General features: G+C 53.4%; 21 protein-coding genes and 3 tRNA genes. 6 read left to right on the plus strand and 18 right to left on the minus strand.

What is annotated here, in order from left to right; all coding sequences use genetic code 11:
- Window positions 1–196 precede the first annotated feature (196 nt).
- From FYJ35_RS02420 to FYJ35_RS02435, 4 genes are all read right to left on the minus strand, one after another.
- Window positions 197–490, minus strand: a complete 294-nt coding sequence (locus tag FYJ35_RS02420; RefSeq protein WP_154522618.1) for a hypothetical protein — start codon at window positions 488–490, stop codon at window positions 197–199.
- Window positions 487–663, minus strand: a complete 177-nt coding sequence (locus FYJ35_RS02425; protein WP_154522621.1) for a hypothetical protein — start codon at window positions 661–663, stop codon at window positions 487–489. Before FYJ35_RS02425 ends, FYJ35_RS02420 begins: the two co-directional genes overlap by 4 nt.
- Before the next feature lie 371 nt (window positions 664–1,034).
- Window positions 1,035–1,955 (minus strand): DNA primase family protein, encoded by a 921-nt coding sequence (locus FYJ35_RS02430; protein WP_235906324.1) that lies wholly within the window; start codon window positions 1,953–1,955, stop codon window positions 1,035–1,037.
- 44 nt (window positions 1,956–1,999) lie between these two features.
- Window positions 2,000–2,461 (minus strand): hypothetical protein, encoded by a 462-nt coding sequence (locus tag FYJ35_RS02435; RefSeq protein ID WP_154522627.1) that lies wholly within the window; start codon window positions 2,459–2,461, stop codon window positions 2,000–2,002.
- A gap of 184 nt (window positions 2,462–2,645) precedes the next feature.
- On the opposite strand from FYJ35_RS02435, the gene FYJ35_RS02440 reads away from it, so the two are divergent.
- Entirely contained in the window at window positions 2,646–2,990 is a 345-nt protein-coding gene (locus FYJ35_RS02440; RefSeq protein WP_328597024.1) for a helix-turn-helix transcriptional regulator, read from the plus strand.
- A 509-nt stretch (window positions 2,991–3,499) separates the two neighbouring features.
- Here FYJ35_RS02440 and FYJ35_RS02445 read toward each other — a convergent pair.
- The 13 genes from FYJ35_RS02445 to FYJ35_RS02505 all read right to left on the minus strand — a co-directional run bounded on the left by FYJ35_RS02445 (window position 3,500) and on the right by FYJ35_RS02505 (window position 17,514).
- A tRNA-Thr gene (locus tag FYJ35_RS02445) sits at window positions 3,500–3,572 on the minus strand.
- Between the two features lie 98 nt (window positions 3,573–3,670).
- Window positions 3,671–4,087: a preprotein translocase subunit SecG gene (secG, locus tag FYJ35_RS14925; RefSeq protein WP_154522633.1), complete on the minus strand. Its 417-nt coding sequence runs from the start codon at window positions 4,085–4,087 to the stop codon at window positions 3,671–3,673.
- Between the two features lie 99 nt (window positions 4,088–4,186).
- The gene (locus FYJ35_RS02455) at window positions 4,187–4,834 is read right to left on the minus strand and encodes a potassium channel family protein (RefSeq protein ID WP_154522636.1); all 648 of its coding nucleotides are present in this window, start codon (window positions 4,832–4,834) and stop codon (window positions 4,187–4,189) included.
- A gap of 10 nt (window positions 4,835–4,844) precedes the next feature.
- Window positions 4,845–5,609, minus strand: a complete 765-nt coding sequence (gene rlmB / locus FYJ35_RS02460; protein WP_154522639.1) for a 23S rRNA (guanosine(2251)-2'-O)-methyltransferase RlmB — start codon at window positions 5,607–5,609, stop codon at window positions 4,845–4,847.
- Window positions 5,610–5,745: 136 nt separating this feature from the next.
- Window positions 5,746–6,210: a Mini-ribonuclease 3 gene (locus tag FYJ35_RS02465; RefSeq protein WP_154522642.1), complete on the minus strand. Its 465-nt coding sequence runs from the start codon at window positions 6,208–6,210 to the stop codon at window positions 5,746–5,748.
- Complete coding sequence (gene cysS / locus FYJ35_RS02470) at window positions 6,195–7,601, minus strand: cysteine--tRNA ligase (protein ID WP_154522645.1); 1,407 nt, start codon at window positions 7,599–7,601, stop codon at window positions 6,195–6,197. The genes FYJ35_RS02465 and cysS overlap by 16 nt, the downstream gene beginning before the upstream one ends.
- Window positions 7,602–7,780: 179 nt before the next feature.
- A complete protein-coding gene (locus FYJ35_RS02475) occupies window positions 7,781–8,542 on the minus strand; it encodes a GNAT family N-acetyltransferase (protein WP_154522648.1) in 762 nt (253 codons plus the stop codon).
- A 246-nt stretch (window positions 8,543–8,788) separates the two neighbouring features.
- The gene (gene ispF / locus FYJ35_RS02480; RefSeq protein WP_154522651.1) at window positions 8,789–9,346 is read right to left on the minus strand and encodes a 2-C-methyl-D-erythritol 2,4-cyclodiphosphate synthase; all 558 of its coding nucleotides are present in this window, start codon (window positions 9,344–9,346) and stop codon (window positions 8,789–8,791) included.
- Window positions 9,347–9,348: 2 nt separating this feature from the next.
- The gene (locus FYJ35_RS02485; RefSeq protein ID WP_154522654.1) at window positions 9,349–10,509 is read right to left on the minus strand and encodes a DUF4317 domain-containing protein; all 1,161 of its coding nucleotides are present in this window, start codon (window positions 10,507–10,509) and stop codon (window positions 9,349–9,351) included.
- A 281-nt stretch (window positions 10,510–10,790) separates the two neighbouring features.
- Window positions 10,791–13,349 (minus strand): endopeptidase La, encoded by a 2,559-nt coding sequence (gene lon, locus FYJ35_RS02490; RefSeq protein WP_154522657.1) that lies wholly within the window; start codon window positions 13,347–13,349, stop codon window positions 10,791–10,793.
- A gap of 393 nt (window positions 13,350–13,742) precedes the next feature.
- Window positions 13,743–15,353 carry an asparagine synthase B gene (gene asnB / locus FYJ35_RS02495; protein ID WP_154522660.1) on the minus strand — a complete coding sequence of 537 codons (1,611 nt, stop codon included), beginning with the start codon at window positions 15,351–15,353 and terminating at the stop codon, window positions 13,743–13,745.
- Between the two features lie 185 nt (window positions 15,354–15,538).
- Complete coding sequence (gene buk / locus FYJ35_RS02500) at window positions 15,539–16,642, minus strand: butyrate kinase (protein ID WP_154522663.1); 1,104 nt, start codon at window positions 16,640–16,642, stop codon at window positions 15,539–15,541.
- Window positions 16,639–17,514, minus strand: coding sequence for a zinc ribbon domain-containing protein (locus FYJ35_RS02505; protein WP_154522666.1), 876 nt, complete (start codon window positions 17,512–17,514; stop codon window positions 16,639–16,641). Before FYJ35_RS02505 ends, buk begins: the two co-directional genes overlap by 4 nt.
- Before the next feature lie 189 nt (window positions 17,515–17,703).
- Between FYJ35_RS02505 and FYJ35_RS02510 the strand changes: the two genes are divergently transcribed.
- The 5 genes from FYJ35_RS02510 (at window position 17,704) to FYJ35_RS02530 (ending at window position 20,208) form a co-directional block, all read left to right on the plus strand.
- On the plus strand, window positions 17,704–18,207 hold the full coding sequence (locus tag FYJ35_RS02510; protein WP_154522669.1) for a hypothetical protein: 504 nt from the start codon (window positions 17,704–17,706) through the stop codon (window positions 18,205–18,207).
- Window positions 18,208–18,395: 188 nt separating this feature from the next.
- Window positions 18,396–19,115 (plus strand): hypothetical protein, encoded by a 720-nt coding sequence (locus FYJ35_RS02515; protein WP_154522672.1) that lies wholly within the window; start codon window positions 18,396–18,398, stop codon window positions 19,113–19,115.
- Window positions 19,116–19,210: 95 nt separating this feature from the next.
- A complete protein-coding gene (locus FYJ35_RS02520) occupies window positions 19,211–19,930 on the plus strand; it encodes a hypothetical protein (protein ID WP_154522675.1) in 720 nt (239 codons plus the stop codon).
- Between the two features lie 109 nt (window positions 19,931–20,039).
- Window positions 20,040–20,112 (plus strand) — tRNA-Val (locus tag FYJ35_RS02525).
- Between the two features lie 22 nt (window positions 20,113–20,134).
- Window positions 20,135–20,208: transfer RNA gene (locus FYJ35_RS02530), tRNA-Met, on the plus strand.
- A 216-nt stretch (window positions 20,209–20,424) separates the two neighbouring features.
- Here the strand turns inward: FYJ35_RS02530 and FYJ35_RS02535 are convergent.
- Window positions 20,425–24,165 (minus strand): CapA family protein, encoded by a 3,741-nt coding sequence (locus FYJ35_RS02535; RefSeq protein WP_154522678.1) that lies wholly within the window; start codon window positions 24,163–24,165, stop codon window positions 20,425–20,427.
- Window positions 24,166–24,171 lie beyond the last annotated feature (6 nt).

A 24,171-nucleotide genomic window follows, 5' to 3' on the forward strand; every position in this document is an offset into this window, starting at 1 on the left:
ATATTGTTTGTCTTTTTTATTGCTCCGGTAATCGTTCCAGCACCTCTCCGTTTTTCCTCCATAACTGAACTCAATTATACCCTTTACATCCTGCTCAGACAATCAACTCCTGTTATAACATGATTATACATGTTTTCAGTATCACCTAAAAAAGCCGGGAAGAGATTCCCGGCTGATAACTCTATTCTTTTGACTCTTACAATGTCTTTTTCGGTTCGGAAAGTTGCTCCCCATCTGTCCTAGTCCATTTCATAGGCCATTTCTGGGGTTCCCAGAGGGTATGTGGATTGTCTCCTTCGTCGATAATCTTCCCTGTCTCGTAGTCCATGATGTCCCCGTAGATATTCAGTGTGGTCTTCATGCTATCGCCATCTGGGCATCTGATCAGTGTCTTGTCACTGTCTATCAAGTCAATGAGTTCAATGTTCTCCTGCCGGCAATACCGCATCAGAAGGATCTGTCCTCTGGTGTATAAGTCCCTGTCCCTCATGCTTCGTCCTCCTTTTTCTGATCCTCCCTGAGGATATCGTTCAGAATCAACGCCATGATCTTGCTGTCAGCATTCTCATTGCTTTCATGGTTGTAATGGATTCCCACAACAATGACAGTGCCGCCATCCATCATGTAGATTCGTCCGTCCTCCGGTGATGAGGCTGTAACCACTTTCTACTTATCTTCTGCTTCGGTGATTCCGAAATCTCTCTTCATGTCCGTCACCTGACCTTCTCCTTTCATACACATGGACGGATATCGCTTCCATCCGGACCGTAGCCGTCCACTGCCCGGTCAGCTCTAGTCGAAAATGGGCCATCCTCGCCATTTATCGATTGAAAATCCGTCCGTATAGTCCGCATGACGGACGGCCGCAGTCCACGTCAATGTCAAAGATTTCCTTGATCTATGCGGAATAGTCCACAAGTCCATGTATTTTCACCTTGATTGGAAAATCTGTAAGAATGCCCCTGTCTGAGGGGGCAGGAAAAATATAAGGATGAACTTCAAAAGTACTCGGACTGGTGGACTGGAGCATTCCCTTACTTCCAGTCCCTGTCCGTATTGATCAGGACATTGACTCCCTCATAGCCATTTCTGCCGTTGTCCCCCAGCCGGTCATGGATCTTGATGTGCCTGATGTGGAGTTTTTCCGCGTCTGTCTTCATCCGCCGTGTGAATGTTGTCTGTGACACCGGGGCCATGGCATTGTCGTCACAAAATCGTCTGTAGGCCCGGTAAAGCTGAACCGAAGTTGCATGGGTGTTCTCCTCGAACCGGATGTAGCCTTCCGATTCATAGAAGTCCAGGACCGTGTCAGCATCCCTTCTGATCTGTTCCAAGTTCGCCTTCATGCGCGGACTGACGGAAAACTTGTAGTTCTGTCCGATCAGCCGTTGAAGTCCGGCAAAACACCAGAGGAAGATCCCTTCCTTTTCCCGGCACATCTTCTCGGCGATATTTGGATCATCCCTGCGGTCTTTCGGTTTGTCCTTCACAAGAATCACCAGCTGTCTTCTGTAGAACGCTACCGACTTATCGTAGAGGGAGGACAGGGCCGCGTTGCTGAGTGCGATCAGGCGGACATACAGCCTGCCCTGAACGCTCTGCTTTCCCTTCCGCTCCCGATCAAAGCCCCCGGCTGCTGTGATAATCGACTTGATGACGCCGGTATCGGTCAGGGCATCCGTCCCCATATCATCGTCCAGAAGAAGGAGCATTCCTTCCTGACTGGCGGGATAGAACCGGTTGCCTGCCAGTTTCTGGAAGCTCCCGAAGTTCATGCTGTTTCCGAGGATCTCGTGAAGAACGATCCCTATCTGGCTCTTCCCCTCGCCGCCCTTTCCGATGATGATCAGCATCGCCTGTCCCTTGTTTGTCGGCAGAAATGTATATCCCAGAAATTCCTGAAGGGCTTCCACATCCTCCTCGTAGAACAGGTCACTCAGAAACCTGAACCACATTTCCGGCTTTGGAGCTTCAGGCCGGTATCGTACCGGAAGCCAGTTCAGACAGAATTTCTTCTGATCCGTAAATCTGCCGTCAATAAAAGTGTCCCATTCGCTACATGGATCCGGTCGAGCTGCGGCTTTATCTCGCCTGAATAGGAAACGATCTTCAGTGTGCTGACGATATGATCCAGCTTCGAAGAGACATTTACGCCGACGAATCCTTTCACGATAAACAGGATCTCCTTCTTCAGCTTCTCCTCATCGACCGCGCCGTCCACATCGTAAAGTTTTCCATGATAGCACCTGACTGGGTGTCTCTGCAGGAAGTCCTCACAGAACTCGATCTCCAGAATCTTCCCTTCCTGAAACCATCGTGGAGTATCAGGTTCCTGAGGTAATCCCGGTCCCTCCCCCTTCTTCGCTTTCTGCCCCTCCGCCCCTGTCGCCCCGCTTTTCCTGATCAGCTCCTGAAACTGCTTTAGACTCTCCGGGGGAAGGTCCGCTATACTTTCTCTCAAATGTCTCCACCTTCTTCCACATGTCATTCATGATCTCAATCCGTTCCTGCATCCCTGCATCAAAAAAGCAGTACAGAATATACTCGATGTGAGTGATGTTCTGAGCTGCCTCTACAAATCTCAGGTCCGTTTTCTCATCTGGCGTCCTGGGGAATAATGTCTCCATCCATTCTCGCAGATGATCGTGATAGTCTGTCAGGCTTCGGAAGAAATGCTGCTCGACTTATCACAGAGTGACGTTGCCAAGGCGCTGCATGTCACCAGAGGCTTTATCAGCAACGTAGAGAACGGGCGCGTCAATATGGCCATGCGACTGATGGTTTACTATGCTAGGCCCATGCATGTATCTCTTGATGAGATTGTCGGGCTGACAGACAAGCAGTATCTCAGCACTGCCTTGGATCATGAGATCATGGAAGAAGTATCCCAGCTGTCTCTGGAGGAAAAGCACAAGCTGCTGACCCAATTGAGAACAGATAAGAAGAATAAAGAAGCGAAGGGAGAAGCCGTAACAGGTGTCGATACCTGATCGAGTCGGACAAAATCAGGTGAGCATTCCTGTTGCTGCCGAAGGATTCCTGCTCTATGATGGATACGGGTGTGATTTATGTAATACCACTCCCAACTTCACACCAAAAGTATTGGCGTCCCAATCATGGGGCGCTTTTCATTTGGATATATCTCACAAACTTTCAGAAGCGTTTCTGTGCACACCAAATAAACTTTTTTGAAGTTTTTTCTCCTAATCCCCTCCAGTGCGGTAATCCTGCACAAAGAGACACTGGGTTTATTGTTGATTATACTGGGATTACCATTTCAGCCAATATTTTCATCTGAAGAATGTGGATTTTTAAAGGCAAGAATGCCTGAATGGGCTCGATCGGAACGTTTCACATCGCTTCAGAACACGTCCCGGCGGAAGAAATGAAAAAATTGTTAGGCAAATGTTAGGCAAGGTCTCCCTGGGGAGACTTTCAAGCCACTTTTTTCAGGGCAAAAAAATACCGCAAACCCTTGATTTATAAGGGTTTGCGGTCAAGCTGCTGACCAGAATCGAACTGGTGACCTCCACATTACCAATGTGACGCTCTACCGACTGAGCCACAGCAGCTGATTGACGGCACTTGCCGTCAACTTCTATAATCTACCATAAAGCCAGATGTGTGTCAAACACTTTTTCGGCTGACACTCTTTTCTTCGTTAGCCTTCTTAGTTGGCTTCCGTTCCCTGCTCGGTGTTTGCAAGGAGGGTTTCCTTCTGAACGGCGGTCTCCGCTTCTGTCCCGCTCTTCTCTGCGCCTGCCTCTGCTTCAGTGGAAGATACCGCTGCAGTCTCGCTCTCTGTGGAGGAAACAGCCGCTTCCGTCTGCGCTGTCGTTGTTGCTGCCGTCGTATTCTTGTCCGGCATCATATTCAGAAGAACGGCAAGTACAAGGAAGATTGCAGCCAGCAGCTTTGTGAACCGGACCATGTTGCCCTCTACCGATCTGGACTTGTTCTTTGCCCAGTAGGTTTCACCGATTCCGCCGATGGTTCCAAGTCCGGCATCCTTGCCTTCCTGCATCAGGATAATCGCGGTCAGCGCGACACTGATCAGAATAAAAATGATTGTAACAAAGACTTTCATGATTGCAATCTCCCTGCTTCCTCACTGATTGTTTGATTCTGGTATGCCCAGATAGAAAAATATTATAGCACAGCATCCCTGCGCTGCCCAGTAGAAATTTTACTGCTTGATCTTCTCCAGATCCGCATTGTGGCCGATGATGTACATCATCAGATTCGCAGTGAGCGGCATATCCGGATCCGGCGTGACAATGATGCCGTCCTCATCCTTCAGCCCGACCACATTAAAGCAGCACGTTCTCCTGAGATTGAGCTGCGTGAGCGTCTTCCCGATCCATTCCTCCGGAACACGGACCTCCACCAGGCTGTATTCCGGTGAGAGCTCGATCCAGTCCATGAAGTCCCGGTCATCCATGAACTTCCCGACACGCGTTCCCATCTCCTGCTCCGGATAGACAATCCGGTCCACTCCGATTTTCTCCAGGATCCGCCCGTGGACTTCATTCTTTGCTCTTGCAAGGATATACGGAAAATGTCTGTCCACACAGGTCATCGCAGAGACGATGGAGGCTTCCATATGATCGACCATCGTGATCACTGCTCCATCGATGTTTTTCAGACCGAGTCCCTCGATGGCCTCCGGGTCCAGGACATCTGCCGTCATCGCATAGCTGACATCCTCCGCAATCTGCTGGATTTTCACCGGATCAATGTCCACGGCAATCACCTGGCTGCCGCCCTTCTCAAGTGTTCTGGCTACCGCTGCTCCAAACCGGTCGACACCGAACACAACGTACTTCTTCTTCATCGTCAACGCCTCAGCCCTTCTTCATTCTCTGCCTGACAATTTCATAGCCAAGCACGCCGGCTGCAACTGACGCATTCAGTGAGTCGATATCCCCGTTCATCGGGATCCGCGCGGTAAAATCGCACTTCTCCTTCACCAGGCGGCTGACACCATTTCCTTCATTGCCGATCACAACCCCGATCGGGCCGGTCAGATTCAGATCATACATCAGTTCCCCGTCCATGTCTGCACAGACAAACCACATGCCTTCCTTCTTCAGCTGTTCGATGGTCTGTGAAAGATTCGCAACCCGTGCAACGGGTGTGTAGTTGAGTGCTCCTGCCGAAGCCTTGGCGACGGTTGCCGTCAGGCCGACTGCCCTTCTCTTCGGAATGATGATGCCATGCGCGCCCATCAGATTGGCAGAACGGATAATCGCGCCGAGGTTGTGGGGATCTTCAATGTCGTCGAGCAGAAAGAAAAACGGCGCCTCTCCCTTCTCCCGCGCCCGCTCAAGCAGATCCTCCACCTCCGCGTAGGCGTAGGCAGCGCACTGAGCGACCACGCCCTGATGCTTTCCGGTCTCTGACATCTCGTCAAGACGTTCTTTTGAGACAAAGGTCACAATGACATCCGATTTTCTTGCCTTGCTGACAAGCGCGAGAACGGGTCCATCCTTGAGTCCGTCTTGCACATACAACCTGTCGATCGTGCGTCCTGCGCGAAATGCCTCCCGCACAGGATTTCTGCCCTCAATGATCAGCTGTTCTTCTTCTGTATTCTGGCTGTTTTCCATATCTATCCTATTTTGTATGCATCTTCGTCCGGTGGCTGATCTGCAGCTTCTCCTGTAAATCTGCATTCAGGCCTGATCCTGTGCTCCACCCGCAGGGCTGGACACAATCCGCTACATGTTCTGCCGCTTTCCATACTTACAGAGCCGGATATGCCGCCTTTACCAGCTCCATGATCCGGCTGTAACGTCTCCTCAGATATAAATAACCAAGCAGTGCCTCGAAGCCGGTTGCCTCGAGGTATTGCTCCCTGTCTGCATTCTTCGCGGTGTGATGAGGGTTTGAATTCCTGCCCCTTCTATAGACAGCTTCTTCTTCCGCACTGAAAGACGCACGGATTCGAAGCGCTCCCTCCGCCTGCATTCTGGCATTCACAAGGGCAGCCGCCTGCCTGTGAAGCTTCTCTGTCTGCATATTGGCCTGCTTCACGAGCGCAGTCCGCACAATCAGATCAAACACAGTATCCCCGATCCAGGCAAGCGTCAGGGGAGAATACTGCATCCAGTCTTTCTGCGGCAGCCCGCAGTAATGATCGACAATTGTCTGCAGGTCCGCTGCTGCGGACTCCTCCGCCGTCTCCAGAACCGTCACGCTTTCTTCCATTTGACCCCTTCCCGGGTATCGAGGAGGGTGATCCCCATTCCCTGGAGCTGGTCGCGGATCGCGTCCGCCTTCGCGAAGTCCCTTGCCTTTCTGGCTGCCTGACGCTGTGCAATCAGCTCCTCGATCTCAGAATCAAGAACCTCCTTCTTCTTCTCGACCTTCAGGCCAAGAATATCGCACAGTTCCAGAAGCTCCTCTTTGACCGCCCCGATAAATTCCCTCGAGCTCTCTGCCGATGCCTCGGCATTCGCAAAACGGACAAGGTCAAAGACAACGGAAAGCGCGTCCGCTGTATTCACATCATCGTCCATCGCCGCGTCAAACTTCTCCGTGAACCCCTTTACCTCGGCGATTTTCTTCTTCTCCTCGTCGGATGCAGCCTCTGTCTTTACAACAGACAGAAGATAATCCAGGTTGTCGACAGCGTTCGTGATCCGCTCGTATGCTGCCTTTGCGGAATCCATCAGCTCCTTCGAGAAGTTCAGCGGGGAACGATAGTGCGCGCTGAGCATGAACAGACGAAGGACCATCAGATCGTACTTCTCCCCGATCTGCCTGACTGTGAAGAAGTTTCCGAGCGACTTGGACATCTTGCGGTTATCAATGTTCAGAAACGCATTGTGAAGCCAGTAGTGTGCAAATGGAACATCATTTGCGCATTCGGACTGTGCAATTTCATTCTCATGGTGCGGGAACACCAGATCTTCCCCGCCGGCATGGATATCGATCGTATCTCCCAGATAATGCTTTGCCATGACGGAGCACTCGATGTGCCAGCCCGGTCTGCCTTCGCCCCACGGTGAATTCCAGAACGGTTCGCCTTCCTTCTTCGGCTTCCAGAGCACAAAGTCAAGCGGGTCATGCTTCTCGTCCTCGCCCGTCACCTTGAGATCCCGGCCTCCGGAGCGAAGATCGTCCAAGTTCTTGTGGGAAAGCTTCCCGTATCCCGGATCCTTGCGCGTGCTGAAGTAGACGGTTCCGTCCTCTTCGTAGGCATATCCCTTCTCAATCAGCTCCTCAATCATGCTGATCATGCCGCCGATCTCCTGCGTCGCACGCGGATGGGTTGTCGCCGGCCGGACATTCATCCCTTCCATGTCCTTCTTGCATTCCTTGATGTAGCGCTCGGAAATCTCCGCTGCCGTGACGCCTTCCTGATTCGCCTTCTTGATGATCTTGTCATCCACGTCGGTAAAATTGGAAACGTAGTTGACCTCGTAGCCCTTGTGTTCAAAATAGCGTCTCAGTGTATCGAAGACGATCATCGGCCGGGCATTCCCGATGTGAATGAAGTCGTAGACGGTCGGTCCGCAGACATACATCGAGACCTTTCCCGGCGTGATCGGGACAAATTCCTCTCGTTTTTTTGTCAGTGTGTTGTAAAGAAGCATGGTCAATCTCCTCACAGAATGTTTGATAAACGTGCATTTTTCAGCACTTTTCAGTGTATCTGTCCCGCTTTCGCTTGTCAATATCAGCCAGAGGCAGTCGTCACATCTCCCGGACAGTCCCTAAGGTGCTGCGGGCAAGACGGTCATCCGATCTGCCCGTCTTTTGCTCATCCTGCCTTTCAGACAACTTCACAGACGTATGCGTGTCTGAAGGGCGTGTCAGAAGCAGAGCGCAGATGTCTCTCATACGCTTCGCGGTTCATGATCCGGCACATCATCGGCGGATAGGCTTCCCTTGCAGTCTGAACCGCCGCAGCCGGCTTTCCGCCTTCCAGCAGAATCTGCAGCTCCCCGCCGGAAGCCCTCTGTTCCTTCTCGAGACGTCTGTAATAGGAAAGAGAACGTTCCGTGAACAGTTCAAAGCGCCTGCTCAGTGTGCGGTTGACACGATCCGCAAAAGAAGCCAGCTCTCCGTCACTCAGCGAGGCGGCTGCCACATATTTCCTGTCTCCTCCTGTCTCCCCGCAGAGCACATGTTCCTCCCACTGCCAGCTCCAGGTTCTCTCAAACCCAAACGGCTTGTAGATGGCTTCGTCAATCGGCATCAGGAAGGCAAATGGAACCCCCTCTGCCTCCAGGTCCCGGAAAATCATGTCCAGAAGGCTTCGCATCAGTCCTCTGTGCCGAAGCTCCTTTCTCGTTGCCACCGCAACAATGTAAGGAATCGTGATCTGTTCACCGTTCCAGAGAAGTCTCGTCGGATTCAGATGCACCATTGAGCAGATATCCTCCCGGGCCTGTCGGGCCGCATAGATCGCGCTCTCCGGGGCAACCTCCTGGTAATAATAGTCCGAGAACGCCCCTTTATCCTCCGGAAAAACCTCCTCATACAGCGGTTTCGTCAGGATATTCTGTTCTCTCGGAAGTCTCAGAAATTCCATGCAGTCCTTTCCGCCTATTTTTCACTGGCCTTCTGTGCGCCGAAGCCGCCCGGCGTGTCACCCTGCTGCCCGGCCCCGGCTTCATCTTCCCATCTGGCAGGTTCAGCCGCCGCTCTGCGCCATGCCGCTTCCATGCATCCGCCTGCCTGACTGCCGGTTAAACCCTGCCATTCTCAGGTGCCCGGCATTCACCTTCATGCTGCGTGCCGTCTCCTGTTCCTGACTGCAGGCTGAGCCCTGCCGTCCTCAGACGCCGTTCTGTGCCATGCGTGTCCGCGGGCAGGCTGCGCAGCCGCCAGCCGGCTGCATTCTGTCATCTGTGACTGCATCCCGGAGGCTGGAGAGGCAGCAGACTGCCTGTGCGGCGATGCCATCTCCATTTCCTGTGAATCCAAGTCCCTCCTCCGTTGTCGCCTTGATGCTGACCTGGGAAAGGTCCAGATGAAGCGTATCCGCAACATGCTGCCGCATCTGCGGCAGATAGGGCATCAGTTTTGGTCTCTGCGCAATGATTGTCGAGTCAATGTTCTCGATCACGTAGTTGTGCTCATCTAGAAGCTCTGCAACCTTTCCCAGAAGCTTCAGGCTGGATATGCCTTCATAGGCCGGATCCTTGTCCGGAAAATGCTGCCCGATGTCCCCCAGCGCTGCCGCGCCGAGCAGAGCGTCCATGATCGCATGCAGGATCACATCTGCATCCGAGTGTCCAAGGAGTCCCTTCTCATACGGAATCTCCACTCCGCCAAGGATGAGTTTTCTTCCCTCGACAAGTCTGTGCACGTCATAACCGGTTCCGACTCTCATGCTTATTCCCCTTTCTGTCCGTCCGCACCGGGCGTCAGGTGCTTCACTGTGATGCCGTTGACCTGCACATCATCCGAGATCGGGATGACAAGGCATTCCCGCCCGTCGATGATCTGCGTGCGGACCAGGTCTGTCCGGTCCGGGCTGACCGTCACCGTGACATCCGGCGTATGGACCTCGAATTTCCGGCTGCTGCAGACATTGGAAAGCATCAGCGTTCCCTTCTCGCCTGCATTTTCCTCGAAACTCTGGTCAAATGTGTGCATGTCCTCCGGGCTGGCGCCGCTCTTCTCAAGCAAATTCCGCATCGTGACCTTGTCGAGTGAAACCGGGTCCGGGCTGTCCGCGTCCTTCGCCTGCTGCTGAATTTCCTGGAGACTGTCGTGCAGGTTCCGCACTGTCTCAAAGCTGCAGTCCCGGCCGAGCGTCTCCTCAACGACCGTCTGAAATGCTTCCTTCTGAAGTCCTGCGGAAAGCGGTGCCTGGCAGCCCAGCAGCTTGTCCGTCAGATCGAAGTGGAGATCCTCCGAATCCTTCGAGTAGTAGAGCGTATGGTGAATATCCGCCGCTCTGTCATTGAAAGCCGGAAACATGAAACCAACCTCCGGCATCGCCACCACCCAGTCCCGCTCCCGGTTTTTGAACACCTGCTCTGCCGGGGCATAGGAAAGTGCCGGCTTCGAAAGATCGACCGGGCAGATCGCGCACTGGAAGTAGCTGAACACGGAGCTGGACGCATCCAGCATCTCGATCTCATCCGTCGTCTTCCCCGGAACATCATAGTTGTTGTACAGAAGAAGGATCAAATAGTTTTCGCCAGTCGTATAGCTTTCGATGACCTTATTATAGAAAGCATCCAGAAGCTCCTCGTCCTCCAGCTCGCTTTTCGCCAGGCGGTACAGAAATGCCTGCGTCCCGTCCTCCTCCTCGCTCTCCATCGGAAAGTCCATGTTGATCAGATTTTTTCCCAGCGTCCCGGACAGGGTTTTGCGGAAGATTTCAAAGTACTTGAACATCTCCTCTTCCTCCAGACGCTGGAACATCTGCGAGAACGTTGTAATCTTCTCTTTCTCGGCACTGACGTAGCAGCCTGCAATGCGGGTGAAGGTATTCTTCTGCACGGTCAGCTGTTTCTTGATCTCTGATATTTCCTTCTTGTTCATGATTTATAATCCCCTGTCTTCACTTTCATCCCCTGATGCCGCACCATCCCTCATTCACAATCAGCCTGTCAGGCCCGCTATCCTGCGTCTTTCGTGCAGGAACAGAATCGCGATTTGCGGCACCGGTGAACATTTTATCAGAGAAACACCCCTCGGGCAAGAACGCCTCCATCCGGTGCTGCCGTCATCTCGTGCTCCGCGCCCGATGATGAGCGGTCGCTTTTAAACGATTCAAAAAAGCCGCAGGCAGATTGCTGCCTGCGGCCTGAATCCACGCTTCGTCAGCGTCCGGTCTCCTCATGTACCTGCGGGTTTCTTCCTGTGTCAAGCGGTCTGAGCGGGACCTCCGTCACACCCTTCTCGCCCCAGAATGCCTTCAGATTGCCGAAAGGATCTGCCGGTATGGGAGCTTTCTCCGCCTTTTTCTTCGCGGAGCCCTTCTTACCCGAAGTCCCGCCCTTTCCGGTGCTGTCAGACTGGCTGGGCTCCAGGTTCAGCTTCTCCAGCACATCCCGAACCTTCCTGACCGGGAAGATCTCAAGTGCTTCCTTTACCTCATCTGCGACCTCGTCAAGATCCTCCACATTCTCATACGGAACGAAGACCCGCTTGATCCCCGCCCGCTGCGCAGCCATCAGCTTCTCCGGAAGGCCTCCGATCGGCATGACACCTCCGCGAAGTGAGACCTCTCCGGTCATCGCCCACTCCGGGCTGACCTCTCTGCCTGTGACGAGGGATGCCAGCGCTGTCGTCAGCGTGATACCAGCCGACGGTCCGTCCTTCGGGATCGCCCCCTCCGGGACATGGATGTGAAGATCATTTTTCTCAAACAGCTCTTCCTTCTCTGGATACATCGCCTTGACAAGGGAAATCGCAATCTGCACAGATTCCTTCATCACATCGCCAAGCTGTCCGGTGATGATCACTTTCCCGTTCCCCTTGGTGAACAGTGTCTCAATGAAAAGAATCTCTCCGCCGGCTGCGGTCCATGCAAGCCCTGTCACAATACCGGGCTTCTTTTCCTCCAGAATAGAGTCGTGGTGGATCGGATGCTGATCCAGATACTGCCGCACGTCATCCTTCCCAACCACAATCCGGAGTTCCTGGCGATCACTTTTACCCGCACTCGTGCTGCCTGCCTCACCCTGCGGCAGGCTCAGGGCGGTTGACTTCTTGTCCGTGCTCTCCTGGGACTGCTCCACAATCCGGACGGCTGCGTATCTGCAGAGCGTGTCCATCTGCTTCTTCAGCCCGCGGACACCGGACTCCATCGTGTATCCCGATATGACAGTCCGGATCGCGTCATCGGTGACCTCAAGCTGGTCAGCGGTGATTCCGGCTGCCTTCATCGCTCTCGGAAGCAGATGGCGCCTTGCGATCTGGAATTTCTCAACCGCTGTGTATCCCGGGAACTGGATGACCTCCATACGGTTCAGCAGCGGTTCCGGGATTGTGTCCGTCGTGTTCGCTGTGCAGACAAACAGTACATCAGACAGATCATATGGAACATTCATGTAGTGATCCGTGAAGCTGAAGTTCTGCTCCGGATCGAGCACCTCGAGGAGAGCAGACGCCGGATCGCCGTTGTAGTCCCGGCTCAGCTTGTCTACCTCGTCCAGCACGATGACCGGATTCGAGGTACCGGCTGTCTTCATTGCATTCATAATGCGTCCGGGCATTGCCCCGATATAGGTTCTGCGGTGGCCTCTGATTTCCGCCTCATCGCGCACGCCTCCAAGAGAAATGCGAACATACTTTCTTCCAAGTGCCTTTGCGATGCTCTGTCCGATGCTCGTCTTGCCGGTTCCAGGCGCTCCTACGAACAGAAGAATCGAGCCGGACTGTTTCCTGTTCAGGCTCATGACCGCAAGCTGCTGAATCACACGGTTCTTGACCTTCTTCAGTCCATAGTGATCCTCATCCAGGATCTCCTGCGCCTTTTTCAGGTCAATTTTCTTCGATCTTGCTTTCTTCCAGTCAAGCGAGGTCACGAAGTCCAGGTAGTCATAAAGCATTCCGTACTCATGGCCTTCCTTCCCCTCCTGCTTCATCCGCTGCAGAACCTTGTCCGCCTCCTTGCGGGCGGTCTCGTTCATGCCGGACTTCTCGATCTTTTCCTGGAAGCGGCGCACATCGGAGACATTCTCCGGATGCATCTCATCGAGCTGCTTCTGCAGGAAATCAATCTGCTTCTTCAGCGCATCCTCCCTGTAGAGCTTCTCGTTCGTCTTCTTCGCTGCGTCCTCCGCCTCGCTGGTGACATCGGACTCCGCGATAAACCCGTAGATAGCCTTCTCAATCATGTCGAGGCGCTCCGATTCCTTGTTCACCTCGAGAAAATGAAAGCGTTCCTCCGGATCCAGGCTCAGATAGGAGGACAGCGCTGTAGCAGCCTCCTCAAGGCTCTTCCACCGGTTGACGTACTGCCGTGCCATCAGCCCCCATGGGAACTTCTTCAGGAATTCAAATAATCTTCCCTTCATGGCGTTGAGGCGCTTGTTCATCTCCTCTTCCGGAACATCCTGAACATCCTCGCGCAGGACGGAAGGCACATAAATCTCCTCACCGCTGATCTCAACCTCTCCGAGATCCATCCGTCCCAGTGTTTCGATGGTCACATCTCCATCCGAATCAACCGACTGAACTCTGCCTGAGACTCCGATCGGATAGAAATCATCCTTCGTCAGGTTTTCCTTTTTCTTGGATTCCTTCTGAAAAACGAAAAGGACGTCGTCCCCCTCATGGATGTCTGTCGTGGACGCATCGTCAAAAAAGTCTTTCTTAAAGGTCAGCGAAATATTCGGGAGTATGATCATGTTATAAACAGGTACTGTAATCATTCGCGATTCCCCCTTATCTTCTCTCATTTCATTCGGGCCATTCATGCTGTATGAGTTCCGCACTGCTTTCGCGGCGTTTCCAAACTCATACCTGCTGCTGTCACTCAGGCCCTGCCGTACTGTATAAGTCCCGCACTGCTTCACTGCCTTCGGCAAAAGGCATCGCGGCTGGACTCATACAGTACAATAGCACCGCTTGTTAGCAGTGTCAATACATGAGTGCTAATAAATATGCAGCAAATTTAATTTTGCACAATTTGAAGAACAGGTGAAATACACAGACCTCGATTCGGAGGCTCCGTCGTTATCTCGTACTCCGCACTCGATGATGAACGGCAGCCATCATAAAAAAAGCAGCCCTGACGGGCTGCTTCGCTGCCTGTTGTTCACTTTTCAGACACCGCTGTCTCCGTAGTTGGAGAGAACACGGGCGGACGGATCGTTGACGTCGCAGCCCTTCCAGCTTTTATTCGGCATCCAGAAATCCTTGATCATTTCCGCCTGTCCCGGGTAGTATTCCTCGAAAATCTCGCGGTACAGCAGGCTTTCCTTTGTAAACGGCCTGCAGTAACCGTACTTCGCCGCGCGTTTCTGAAACTCCTCATCTGTATACTTTGTCTCGGCGTAGGCCTTCAGGTCATCGACCATCGAGTGTCCGACTGCATCAGAGAAGGCTGCCTTCTGCCTCCACAGAATGTTCTCCGGAAGAATATGGTCCTTCTCGAAGGCATGTCTGAGTAAATACTTTCCCATGTTATAGGTGTTCATCTTCATCTTCGGGTTGATACTCATGACATAGTGCACGAATTCCAGATCTCCGAATGGAACACGCGCCTCGATACTGTTGTCCGCGATGCATCTGTCCGCACGAAGGACGTCATACATGTACAGCTCATCGACACGCTTCTTGGACTCCGCCTGGAAGGCTTCCGCTGTCGGTGCAAAGTCTGTGTACTTGTAGCCGAACAGTTCGTCGGAAATCTCCCCGGTCAGCAGAACCCGGACATCTGTCTGCTCGTGAATCGCCTTGCAGCACAGATACATACCCATGCTTGCGCGGATCGTCGTGATATCCCAGGTTCCAAGTGTCTTGATGACCGTCGGCAGATAGTCAATCACCTCCTGCGCAGTCATATAGACCTCCGTGTGCTCGGCGCCGATGAAGTCTGCAACCTCTCTCGCATATTTCAGGTCTATGGCATCCTTGTCCATCCCGATTGCGAAGGTCCGGATCTTCTTCCCGAGGATCTTTGCGGATATGGCGCAGACAAGCGATGAGTCGAGTCCGCCTGAGAGCAGAAAGCCCAGCGGTGCGTCGGCATCAAGCCGCTTGTCAACTCCCTTGATCAGCTTTTCGCGGATCGTCCGGCATGCAATTTCAAGGCTGTCCTGGTTGTAGTCCTCAACCGTCGTGATGTCCATATAGCGGGTGAAGATGCCCTCACCCTCTTTTGCCCCAGCCTTTCCGATGTAGTAGTATCCGGGCGGAAATGGCTTGATGCGGTCACACAGGCCAATAAGGTTGCAGGCCTCCGAAGCAAATATGATCGATCCGGTTTTCTTCGAAAAACCGTAGAACAGCGGGCGAATCCCGATCGGGTCACGTGCTGCGATATAACGGTCATGCGCCCCGTCATAAATCACGAGAGCGTACTCGGCATCCAGCTTGCGGAACATCCTGGTTCCATACTGTTCATACATCGGAAGAAGGACCTCGCAGTCTGAAACGGAGGAAAACTTGTATCCCAGGTTCTTCAGCTGCCCCATCAGGATGCGGAATCCGTAAATCTCACCGTTGCAGATCGCCATGTTGCCATCCTTCACAAACGGCTGCATGCCTCTGTCTGACATATCCATGATCGCCAGCCGATGATAACACAGATATCCCGACGCAGTCTCTGTGATCGCGCTTTTGTCCGGTCCGCGCGGAATCGTGCGGTCAAACGCCTCCCGGAACTCATCCGGCTTCAGTGCCTTATCTGTGAAACACATGATCGAACACATAGTGAACCCTCCCGATGCCTGCAAAACGACCTGCGTATTGATTCTGGAAGCAAAAAAGGCGCTGACAGATGAACCCATCTGTCAGCGCCTTCGCCGTTATGGAAGACAATACCACCAATCACGCAGAATGTCAAAGCATTTCTTTCGGAAATCGGAGGGCTCCCGAAATTTTTTTGTCAGCCTTGTCAGCTGTCAAAACCGCTCCAGACTGGTTTGCCCGGATAAGTCTTCACCTGCTCCTCGCCGGTCAGAATCCGCATGGCACCGGCTGCCATCGCCTCCTGCTCAAACTCCCCCGGATACTGGTACACCGGGGCTATGAAACTGCAGCTTTCTTCGATCCGTTTTCCGATCTCCGGGAACCGGAGCAGTCCGCCGGTCAGAAGGATGGCGTCAACCTGCCCCTTCAGCGGTGTGCTCATCATCCCGATCCACTTGATGATCTGGTAAATCATCGCATTCCAGACCCGGATGGCTGTCTCATTGCCATTCTCAACCATCCGATGCACCTTGTCAGAGTTGGATGTTCCAAACCAGGAGGACAGGCCGCCTGCCTGTGAGCAGAGATCCCGGATCTCGCGGTCCGTGCGGCCAAGCAGAACCCGCCTTCCGTCCGTCACCGCAAGGCTGCCCATTCTGGTCGGCGTAAATGGTCCCTCACCACCGCCGGCATCATTTCCATCGATCATCCTTCCATGTTCATGTGCCGTCACCGATATGCCGCCGTCGATATGACAGACGATGAAGTTGCAGTCCTCATACCGCTTTCCCATCCGTTTTGCGTGGGTTCTGGCTGTCGCCTTCAGGTTCAGGGCATGAGAGACCGCCCGTCTGTAGACCCCTTTCAGCCCTGTGATACGCGCATCATCGCAGAGCTCGTCAACAACCGGAGGATCCATCATGATCATGATTCCACCGTATTTCTGATGCACCTCGTTCGCCATCTGGACGCCCAGCATGGACGCGTGGTACAGCCCGCCCCTGGCCGCTCTTGTATCCGCAATCAGTCGCTCATCGATCTGGTATATGCCTCCGGGCACCGCATAGCAGCCCCCGCCCCGGCCGACAACCGCATCGATGCCGGTCAGGTCGATGTGATCCTCCTTCAGGAAATCGTAGATAACCTTCATGCGGTAATCCAGCTGGTCATTGATGGTTGGAAATGAAAGAAGAACCTTCGAGTCGTGGAAGACGTCTGTCGTATAGATGTTTTTATCATTCTCAAATAGCGACAGTTTGGTGGATGTCGATCCGGGGTTGATGATGAAGATCCGGTATGTACGCGTCATGACTCTGTTTTCCTGTCCTTTCCATCCTCCGCAGTCTTATCTGCCTGTTTCATATCCTTTGCAAACGCTTCTGCTGCCTTCTCCTGTTCTGCGGCAGGTGTCTCTGCAGTTTCTGCCTCTGCCTGCTGCGCGGGCATTTCAATGTCTGATGCCTGCTGCGCGTGTATTTCAGTGTCTTTCGCCTGATGTGCAGGTACCTCGGTGTCTGCTGCCTGCTGCGCCAGTGCTGCATCTGCCGGCTGCGCTTCCGTGTCTACGCCCGTCTCCGTCTGCTCTGCCTGGAGATTTCCGGTCAGCTCCGGATCCTGTGGGACATCCTCCATCCTTCGGGTCAGCTTTCTGGACGTATCCTTCACAAACTTCGCACTGCGCTCCTTCAGGCTTGTGAACCCGTTCTTCGTCTTTGCCGCCGCGCTCCCGAAAAACTCTCCTGTTTTGTCTGCTGCACTTCCCGCAAGCTTCCCGACTTCCTGCCCGACTTCCCGAAAATCCTGGGCAACCTTTGCCCCGGCCCCTTCCTCCGGCGACAGTCTTGCCCCGCACTTCGCACAGAACTTGTCTCCCGGATCAGCCGGCTTGCCACAGTTCGGACAGTAGACAATCCCGTTGACCTCGTCAAGCTGCTTTGAATACTTTTCGATATTCGCATATGCAACCTTTACAGCCGCATACTCATCCTCCAGTCCATTCCTCGGACTGTCCGGATTCTCCTTGTAGACACTTTCCCCGATGACTGCAAAAAGTCTTTCAAGAGAACGCTTCTCTGCAGAGATTCGTCCCTTGATGGAGACGCTGTCGCTCATCTTCTGAACACCATTCTTTGTATCGCGTCCGATCCTGGCAAGTTTCTGTCCCAGATTGCTCCAACCCATACTGACACCTCGCTTCCAGCTTTTCCACTTTGATTCCGGCTGTCCGATGCATCTTCCAGCCGTCCGATGCCTTCATTTATTCCCGATTATGAGCGAGGGGATTCTGCGTGTCAAGGGCTTGTCTGTCAGCTTAAAAATCGCTATAGTGGTCAATATCAAAGGAAGGATCTTCGAGGGGGAGCGGTCGTCATGAAGTGGACAGAAAAGTGTATCCTGAATCTGGCACATCATAACCTGTTTGAGAATGACGGGCACAGACACCGCTTCTACGATCTTCTGGATTGTTATTTTGACAAGCCATTCTTCACCAAGGGGCTCTGCAAGTGTATGTACCTTTCTGCCTGGGACACAGAGCACTTTTCCATGATGCTTGAAACCCTGAACGCGACGCTGATTGAGCATGATTTCCGTCTGCATCTGATGCGGGACCAGGGTCAGATCGAGCAGGCAGAAGCACACGCCGAGCACAATCTGGAAGCGGAGGAAATCTGGAAGCTTGTGAATGCCTTCGTCAGCGGCCGTCCCTACGACAGTTCCAGTCTGTCCGATGTCGAAATCCGTTATCCGGAAACCGCATATATGATCAAGCGTGCCCTTCTGGCATCGAAAATCATCGATGAACTTCCATCTCTGAATCTACCCTCTTCAGACGCATCCTCCGCGTCAGTCCTGTCAGACAACCGTCTTTTCTGACTGAAAAAAGATTATTTATGCACGTTTTCTATATATTATTCTAATTTTTCATATAATTTGTCCATTTGTCTTTCATCTTTTCCCTGTTATCATGATATCTGTTCCTATTATTGTTTAACTGTTTTCATTCTGCACAATCGTCTGATCCATAAATCAGTCTGACCCGGAGTGCAGTGAAAGGAGATGACATGGCGCCACGACTCTTATCCGGCAATCAAGTCGTTTACATCATGATGGAATTCGGCAGCATGCTTCTGTGGGACGAAGCCAGCAAGAAACAGTTCATCGACTCTGTCCTTGACGAAAAACGCCGGCTCGGGATCGAAGTATATGCCTTCTCCATTTTCAGCGACCGGGCTTTCCTGGTGATTGGTAAGTTCGGAGCCTATACAGAAGAAGAGGCCTGCCGGGATGTTCTCATCATCCTTCAGCATTATTTGAAAACTGACTGTCTGACACAGGATGACCGCCGATTCTTTCAGAATGGCTCAAACCTGAAACTCACCCTCTGTCTGTTGAACGGCAAGGATGAAATCGTGGATGCCCTGATCTATGTCCACCTTGTTGCGCGGGATCTGGGCTATGTACGGGCTGCCTTTGACTACTGGTGGTCCTCCATCCAGATCTATCGGAACCGGCCCTCCTGGAACGGCCTCAACGCCGAGACAGTCTATGAAAACCTTTCTCCCGACGCCGGGCGCTCGAGGCGAAATCTTGTCCGCCGGCACCGGGAAATCGAACGCTCAGGCCGTTTCTTTCCTGACTGTCTGTCAGCTCCGGTCATTTTTACAACACTTGCCTGTCTTCCGTCACAACCTCCGGCAAGTCCGGCTTCCGGATGTCCGGAGCGGCCTGCTCAAGCTGACGCTGAGTCTTCTGTTCCCTCTCTTGTTGCCCGGGTCGGATAATGTCCCGTCTTCCGCATATTTTTCTTAAGTTTCTCCTGTACCTGTGACAAAGCAGCCGATTAATGGTATAAAGGGATGACAGGAGGTAACTTCGAATGATCAAAAGATATGGAAAGTATGGCGTTTTGCTCGGAGCTGTCCTCAGCCTGACAGGCGTGCTTCTCTCCGGCTGTACCAGTACACAGTCCGGCAATCTGAGCAGCGGCAGCCAGACCCCTGCAGCGCAGGGCGGTTCTGCCACCCAGTCAGCAGCCTCGTCCGGTTCAGCGGATGCTCGTCCGGATCTCGTTCTTTCATCAGCAGACGGGCAGACCGGGACGACAGACCAGGCTGGTCAGCCATCAGCAGGCCAGGCTGCCCAGAATACACAGAGTACCACGCAGAGTCGGACATCGGCAGGCTCCGGTACGTCCGACAGAGGGGACATCGTCACCTACGATGAGCAGCATCAGAATGGTGCTGAGGATGATACTCCTTCCATCTATGACGCAGATGCGGATGATGATTCCAGCGATACACAGCAGGGTGTTGATCAGTTTACCGGCTCCTTCAGCAAGGAGGACGACAGCGAATCCGTCACACTCAGCCTTGATAACGACACCGATTTGTCCTTTTCTTTCGCCAGCTGCGGTATCCATGGCAGTGCACAGGTTTCCGGACAGACAGCTGTGTACAAAGGAGATGATGACTACACAATCACATTTTCCGTTTCGGGAGACATTCTCAAGGTGACGGTGGGCGGAGATGATGCCTCGCAGTCTGCCATCAACGGTACCTACTACCGTGAATCTGAGACTGAAGCGGATGAGGGCTGAATTTTTGCCGATATTTTTATAAAACATCTTGACAATCTGTCTCTCGGCATGTATGATAGCAAAGTCATCGCGTTCGAGAGAACAGATTGCCATTCTGATTGAAGATTGTGGGATCTTAGCTCAGCTGGGAGAGCATCTGCCTTACAAGCAGGGGGTCACAGGTTCGAGCCCTGTAGGTCCCATCAGAAGTCAGAATCCATATATGGCGGAGTAGCTCAGTTGGCTAGAGCATGCGGTTCATACCCGCAGTGTCAAGAGTTCGAATCTCCTCTCCGCTACGTTCGGGAAGCCTTTAGGGGCTTCCCTTTTTTTGTGAAGGTTCCTGGCGGCCGCTCATCATCAAGCACGGAGCACGAGATGACGGCGGAGTCGCCGAATCGAGTACTGTTCCTGCTTGTATGACTGCCGCTGTCTTCTGTGTCCTGAAATGGTATATCCTCCTGAAATGCAAAAGTCCGGCGGAAGATTCCGCCGGACTTTTCGTTTTTTTCTGTTCAAGAGGCCTCTTTCATGTACGAATCCCATGTCGTACCGAACTGTTTGCTCCTCGCATTGATCTTCTGCATGATCTGATCCGCCGCGCTTCCGGAAACCGGTGTCGGCTGGTAATTGTTATAACTGCTGTCCGAGCTGACGCAGACCGGAATAATAGCGATATTGTCATCCTTCTGCGCGCCATCTCCGGTGACCGTAAAGGTCTGTCTGAACATCATGGCGTCCATGTCTCTCGGGTGCAGATTCCCGCCAAAGCAGAAGTTTCCAAGTCCATACACAATGAACTTTCCATTGTACTTTTCAATGCCGGACACGATGTGGGAATGGGAGCCGACGACCAGATCCGCGCCGGCATCAACTGCCGCATGTCCCAGCGTCACCATATCCTCATTTGGCTCCTCGACCAGCTCCGAGTTCCAGTGGAAGTCAACGACCACAAGCTGGGCATTCTCCGCTTTCGCCTGCTTAACAGTACTTTTCAGCTGGTCCAGGCTCTCCAGCCCGTTCTCAACTGCATAGATGCCGATAAATGCACATTTGACTCCATTCAGTTCCTGATAGGCGATATCATTTCCGCTGCACCATGCAATCCCTGCGCCGGTCAGTGCATCCTCAGTATCCTTCAGCCCCTGCTCGCCGTAATCCATCGTGTGATTGTTGGCAAGTGTCACCGCCTCGATGCTCCCGTCCTTCAGAATCGCCGTATAAGCCGGGTCCCCCTTAAATGTAAACTTCTTGTTCGCCCTCTGATCGGATGTCGTCAGGGTTCCCTCGAAATTCGCGATGGTCAGATCGTCCTGGCCGAGGATATCACGCACATTCTGGAAAAAGTAGCTGTCTCCGTGGACAGCCTGGAAAGCCGGGAAACTGGTGTCAGCCGCCAGGGACGGATCCGTCCCGAGGGTACAGTCTCCGACTGCTGTAATCGTTACCGTTTTCGCGTCCGACACAGTAATCTCGGCTGTCGTATCCGGAAGGCCGTCCGCAGACGCCGTCACCTTTGCCTTCCCTTCAGAAACCGGAACAATGATGTTCCCCTGATCGATCCGGAATACCTTCTCATCCGAGGATGTATATGTAAGATGATTGACATACGCATTCTTCGGTCTGACATCCGCATGGATGGTCATCGAGCTGCCCGGCGTGACAAAATAGCTCTTCTTTGAGAATGAGAGAGACTCAGCCTCGGTGAACGTTCCGCTCATCGGGGCTGTCATATTCCCTGCCTTGTCAACTGCATACCACCAGTAAACCTGGTTCTTCTCGTCTTCAAAGGGCTGCGTGTAGGCCTGATAGAGCGGCACATCCGACGCAGGACCCGTCACGCCATAGTAGATGCCAGCCACACCGGATGAGTCATCAGTCGCCTCCAGTGTCACCTTTCCGGCAGATTCATGAACCGTGACAACCGGCGGATCTGCATCCACATATGCCAGCTTTACCGTGGCATTCCGGACCTTGTCTGTCGACACAACCATCAGTTTCAGCGTCCCAGCTGCTGCCCGAACGGTGATATCCGTCTTTTTATCTCCGGAAAACTTGACTGCATCCCCATTAACGGTGATTGACTGGATGGTCTTCGGGGCACGGACCGAAAGGTTCACATCACCGGAGGTTGTATACGATGTCGGCTGCCGCCGGATACGGACTGTCAGTCCCTCGTCCGCTGTGATGCCGCTTCCGGACGAGGACGCGGATCCGTCCGTGCCGGAACCTGCCGCCCAGAAAATCAGAAGCACGGCAAGGAGGATTCCTGCTGCCAGGAAGCCTGCCATGATCAGACCTCTCTTTTTTCTGGCCTGCGGGGTCGTCTCCCTCATCCCGGCTGCTTTTGCTGAAGCCAGCTCTGCCCGCGGATCTGTTCCGAGAATCTCCGAAACGCTTGCCTGGTTCTTTCCCTGTCTGCTTTTCCCTGCTCTCAGTTTGGAAAGCCTGCCGCTCAAACCGTCCAGGAATCCTCCTGAGTTCCTCCCTGCTTCCTTCAGGGAAAGGCGCCCGCCTTCCTGCGTTCTCCTGCTTCCGCTGTCTGCGGCAGACAGATCAGGCAGAGGACCTGTCTTTGAGCCATCAAGGTCTATAACCTCAACCTGTTTATGGTTGGCATTCTCATTCAGATTGACAACTTCGATGCTTCGCGGCATCGCTGCCGGTGTCTGATCCGCTGCAGACGCTTCACCCCCCTCGGCCAGGTGAGCACGCTCGCCGTCCGTCTGATTTCCGTTCTGCCAGCTGACGGCAGGCTTCATCTCCGGCTGAGTTCCGTCCTGCCAGCTGACGACAGGCTTCATCTCCGGCTGTGGTTCTTCAGCTTCTGTGGTCTTCTGCGGATTTTTATCAGCTGTATCAGCCGGCTGTACAGACTCATCCTCCGCAATCGGCTGTTTGTCCCCTGGATTCCTGGCTGCAGCGCTTTTCCTCTTCGTTCCAAAAAGACCTGACACACGTTCAAGCATTTTTGAAAGCGAAGATTCTTCATTCCGTAACCGTCTCTTCGCCCCTTCCGGTTCCCCGGCCGGTCTCTCAGACCGGAAGTCTGCCTCATCCGATTCAAAATCATCCAGGGACGGATCCTTTTCCTGAGATCGCCTTAATGCACCCGCCTGCTCCTCTTCCTTCTTCCCGTCATCCGGGCGGACCCACTGCTTCACCGGGAGATCCGGAATCCGGACATGACGAAGATTGAAACGCGGAGGCTGCTCCATTCGCCTCTTCCAGTCGTCCTCAGGCCGGTCTGACTCGATACCGGCAGTGTCTGTCGGCTGCTCCGTTTTTCGTGATGCTTCCGGCACAGACGCTGATGTTTTCTGCCCCTGCGTTCCCGTTCTGACAGACGCTGATGCTCCCGCGCCGGTTTCTGTCCTCTCGGATGCGTCCTCAGGCTGCGGGGCATGAATCTCTCTCATCTCTATCTCCGGAGATGCCGGCACTCCATACAGAAGCTTTCCGATATCGTCTTCCTCTGATCGTCCTTCCGGCTGCGGCTTCGGCGCATATGGCTCCGGTTCTTCCTCATCTCCGAACTCATCCTCATCCAGCGCGTCTTCCTCATCCGGATCGTCGTCACGGCTGTCATTCCATCTCCGTTTTTCTTTCGATCCCTCCTGTACGCCTTCCTGATCTTGATTCTCATCTTCACGGGAAAGGCGCTGGATCAGGCTTCCAAATCCGCCCCGGATTCTCTTGGCCAGACGCCTGGGGAGGGGATCCTGCTCTGATATCTCTTTCGGGTTTTCCTCTTCCGGGTTTTCCTCTTCCGGATTTTCGTCCTCCTCCGCCGTCTCTTCGAAGCTGACGTTTTCCTTCGGCGGTTGCCGCCGCTGCGCGGCTTCTCGGACAGAGGTCTCGTCTCTCTTCGGAAGACGCGCAATCCCCCAGTGAAGCTTCAGATCTGTCTCTTCCGGCTGTGTTTCCTCCGGCTTTTTCTCCTCCAGCTTCTCCATATCGGTGGAAAGATCCGGTGAGAACACCGCAGATGCCTCAGCTTTAGCCTCACTGACAATGGCTTCAGTCTGCTCCTCCGCCTTCCGGTTGAGTGCTTCCTGCCGCTCTTTTTCCTCCTGCTCTTCCTTCTCGCGCTGTCTTTCCGCTTCTTCCCGGGCCTTCTCTCTCTCACGCGCCCGGCGTTCCGCTTCCTGGCGCGTGTCGAAATGAATCTTCACAACCCTCGATCTTACGGCCGTACTCTCGTCTGATGTTTCCTTAAGCTCCTTCAGAAGCTCCCTGATTTCTTCGTTATCCATGAATCA

The organism is Porcincola intestinalis (genome assembly GCF_009696445.1).
Taxonomy (GTDB): Bacteria; Bacillota; Clostridia; order Lachnospirales; family Lachnospiraceae; genus Porcincola; species Porcincola intestinalis.

Coding starts and splice junctions, on each gene's coding strand:
- FYJ35_RS02475 (WP_154522648.1), bottom strand. CDS start 8,542: ATGGAATTTCTGAGACTTCCGAGAGAACAGAATATCCTGACGAAACCG.
- FYJ35_RS02455 (WP_154522636.1), bottom strand. CDS start 4,834: ATGAAGAAGAAGTACGTTGTGTTCGGTGTCGACCGGTTTGGAGCAGCG.
- cysS (WP_154522645.1), bottom strand. CDS start 7,601: ATGCTTCTTTACAACACACTGACAAAAAAACGAGAGGAATTTGTCCCG.
- rlmB (WP_154522639.1), bottom strand. CDS start 5,609: ATGGAAAACAGCCAGAATACAGAAGAAGAACAGCTGATCATTGAGGGC.
- secG (WP_154522633.1), bottom strand. CDS start 4,087: ATGAAAGTCTTTGTTACAATCATTTTTATTCTGATCAGTGTCGCGCTG.
- FYJ35_RS02515 (WP_154522672.1), top strand. CDS start 18,396: ATGGCGCCACGACTCTTATCCGGCAATCAAGTCGTTTACATCATGATG.
- asnB (WP_154522660.1), bottom strand. CDS start 15,353: ATGTGTTCGATCATGTGTTTCACAGATAAGGCACTGAAGCCGGATGAG.
- FYJ35_RS02535 (WP_154522678.1), bottom strand. CDS start 24,165: ATGGATAACGAAGAAATCAGGGAGCTTCTGAAGGAGCTTAAGGAAACA.
- FYJ35_RS02430 (WP_235906324.1), bottom strand. CDS start 1,955: ATGTGGTTCAGGTTTCTGAGTGACCTGTTCTACGAGGAGGATGTGGAA.
- FYJ35_RS02465 (WP_154522642.1), bottom strand. CDS start 6,210: ATGGAAGAAAGCGTGACGGTTCTGGAGACGGCGGAGGAGTCCGCAGCA.
- ispF (WP_154522651.1), bottom strand. CDS start 9,346: ATGAGAGTCGGAACCGGTTATGACGTGCACAGACTTGTCGAGGGAAGA.
- FYJ35_RS02420 (WP_154522618.1), bottom strand. CDS start 490: ATGAGGGACAGGGACTTATACACCAGAGGACAGATCCTTCTGATGCGG.
- FYJ35_RS02520 (WP_154522675.1), top strand. CDS start 19,211: ATGATCAAAAGATATGGAAAGTATGGCGTTTTGCTCGGAGCTGTCCTC.
- FYJ35_RS02505 (WP_154522666.1), bottom strand. CDS start 17,514: ATGGGTTGGAGCAATCTGGGACAGAAACTTGCCAGGATCGGACGCGAT.
- FYJ35_RS02485 (WP_154522654.1), bottom strand. CDS start 10,509: ATGAACAAGAAGGAAATATCAGAGATCAAGAAACAGCTGACCGTGCAG.
- lon (WP_154522657.1), bottom strand. CDS start 13,349: ATGATTACAGTACCTGTTTATAACATGATCATACTCCCGAATATTTCG.
- buk (WP_154522663.1), bottom strand. CDS start 16,642: ATGACGCGTACATACCGGATCTTCATCATCAACCCCGGATCGACATCC.
- FYJ35_RS02510 (WP_154522669.1), top strand. CDS start 17,704: ATGAAGTGGACAGAAAAGTGTATCCTGAATCTGGCACATCATAACCTG.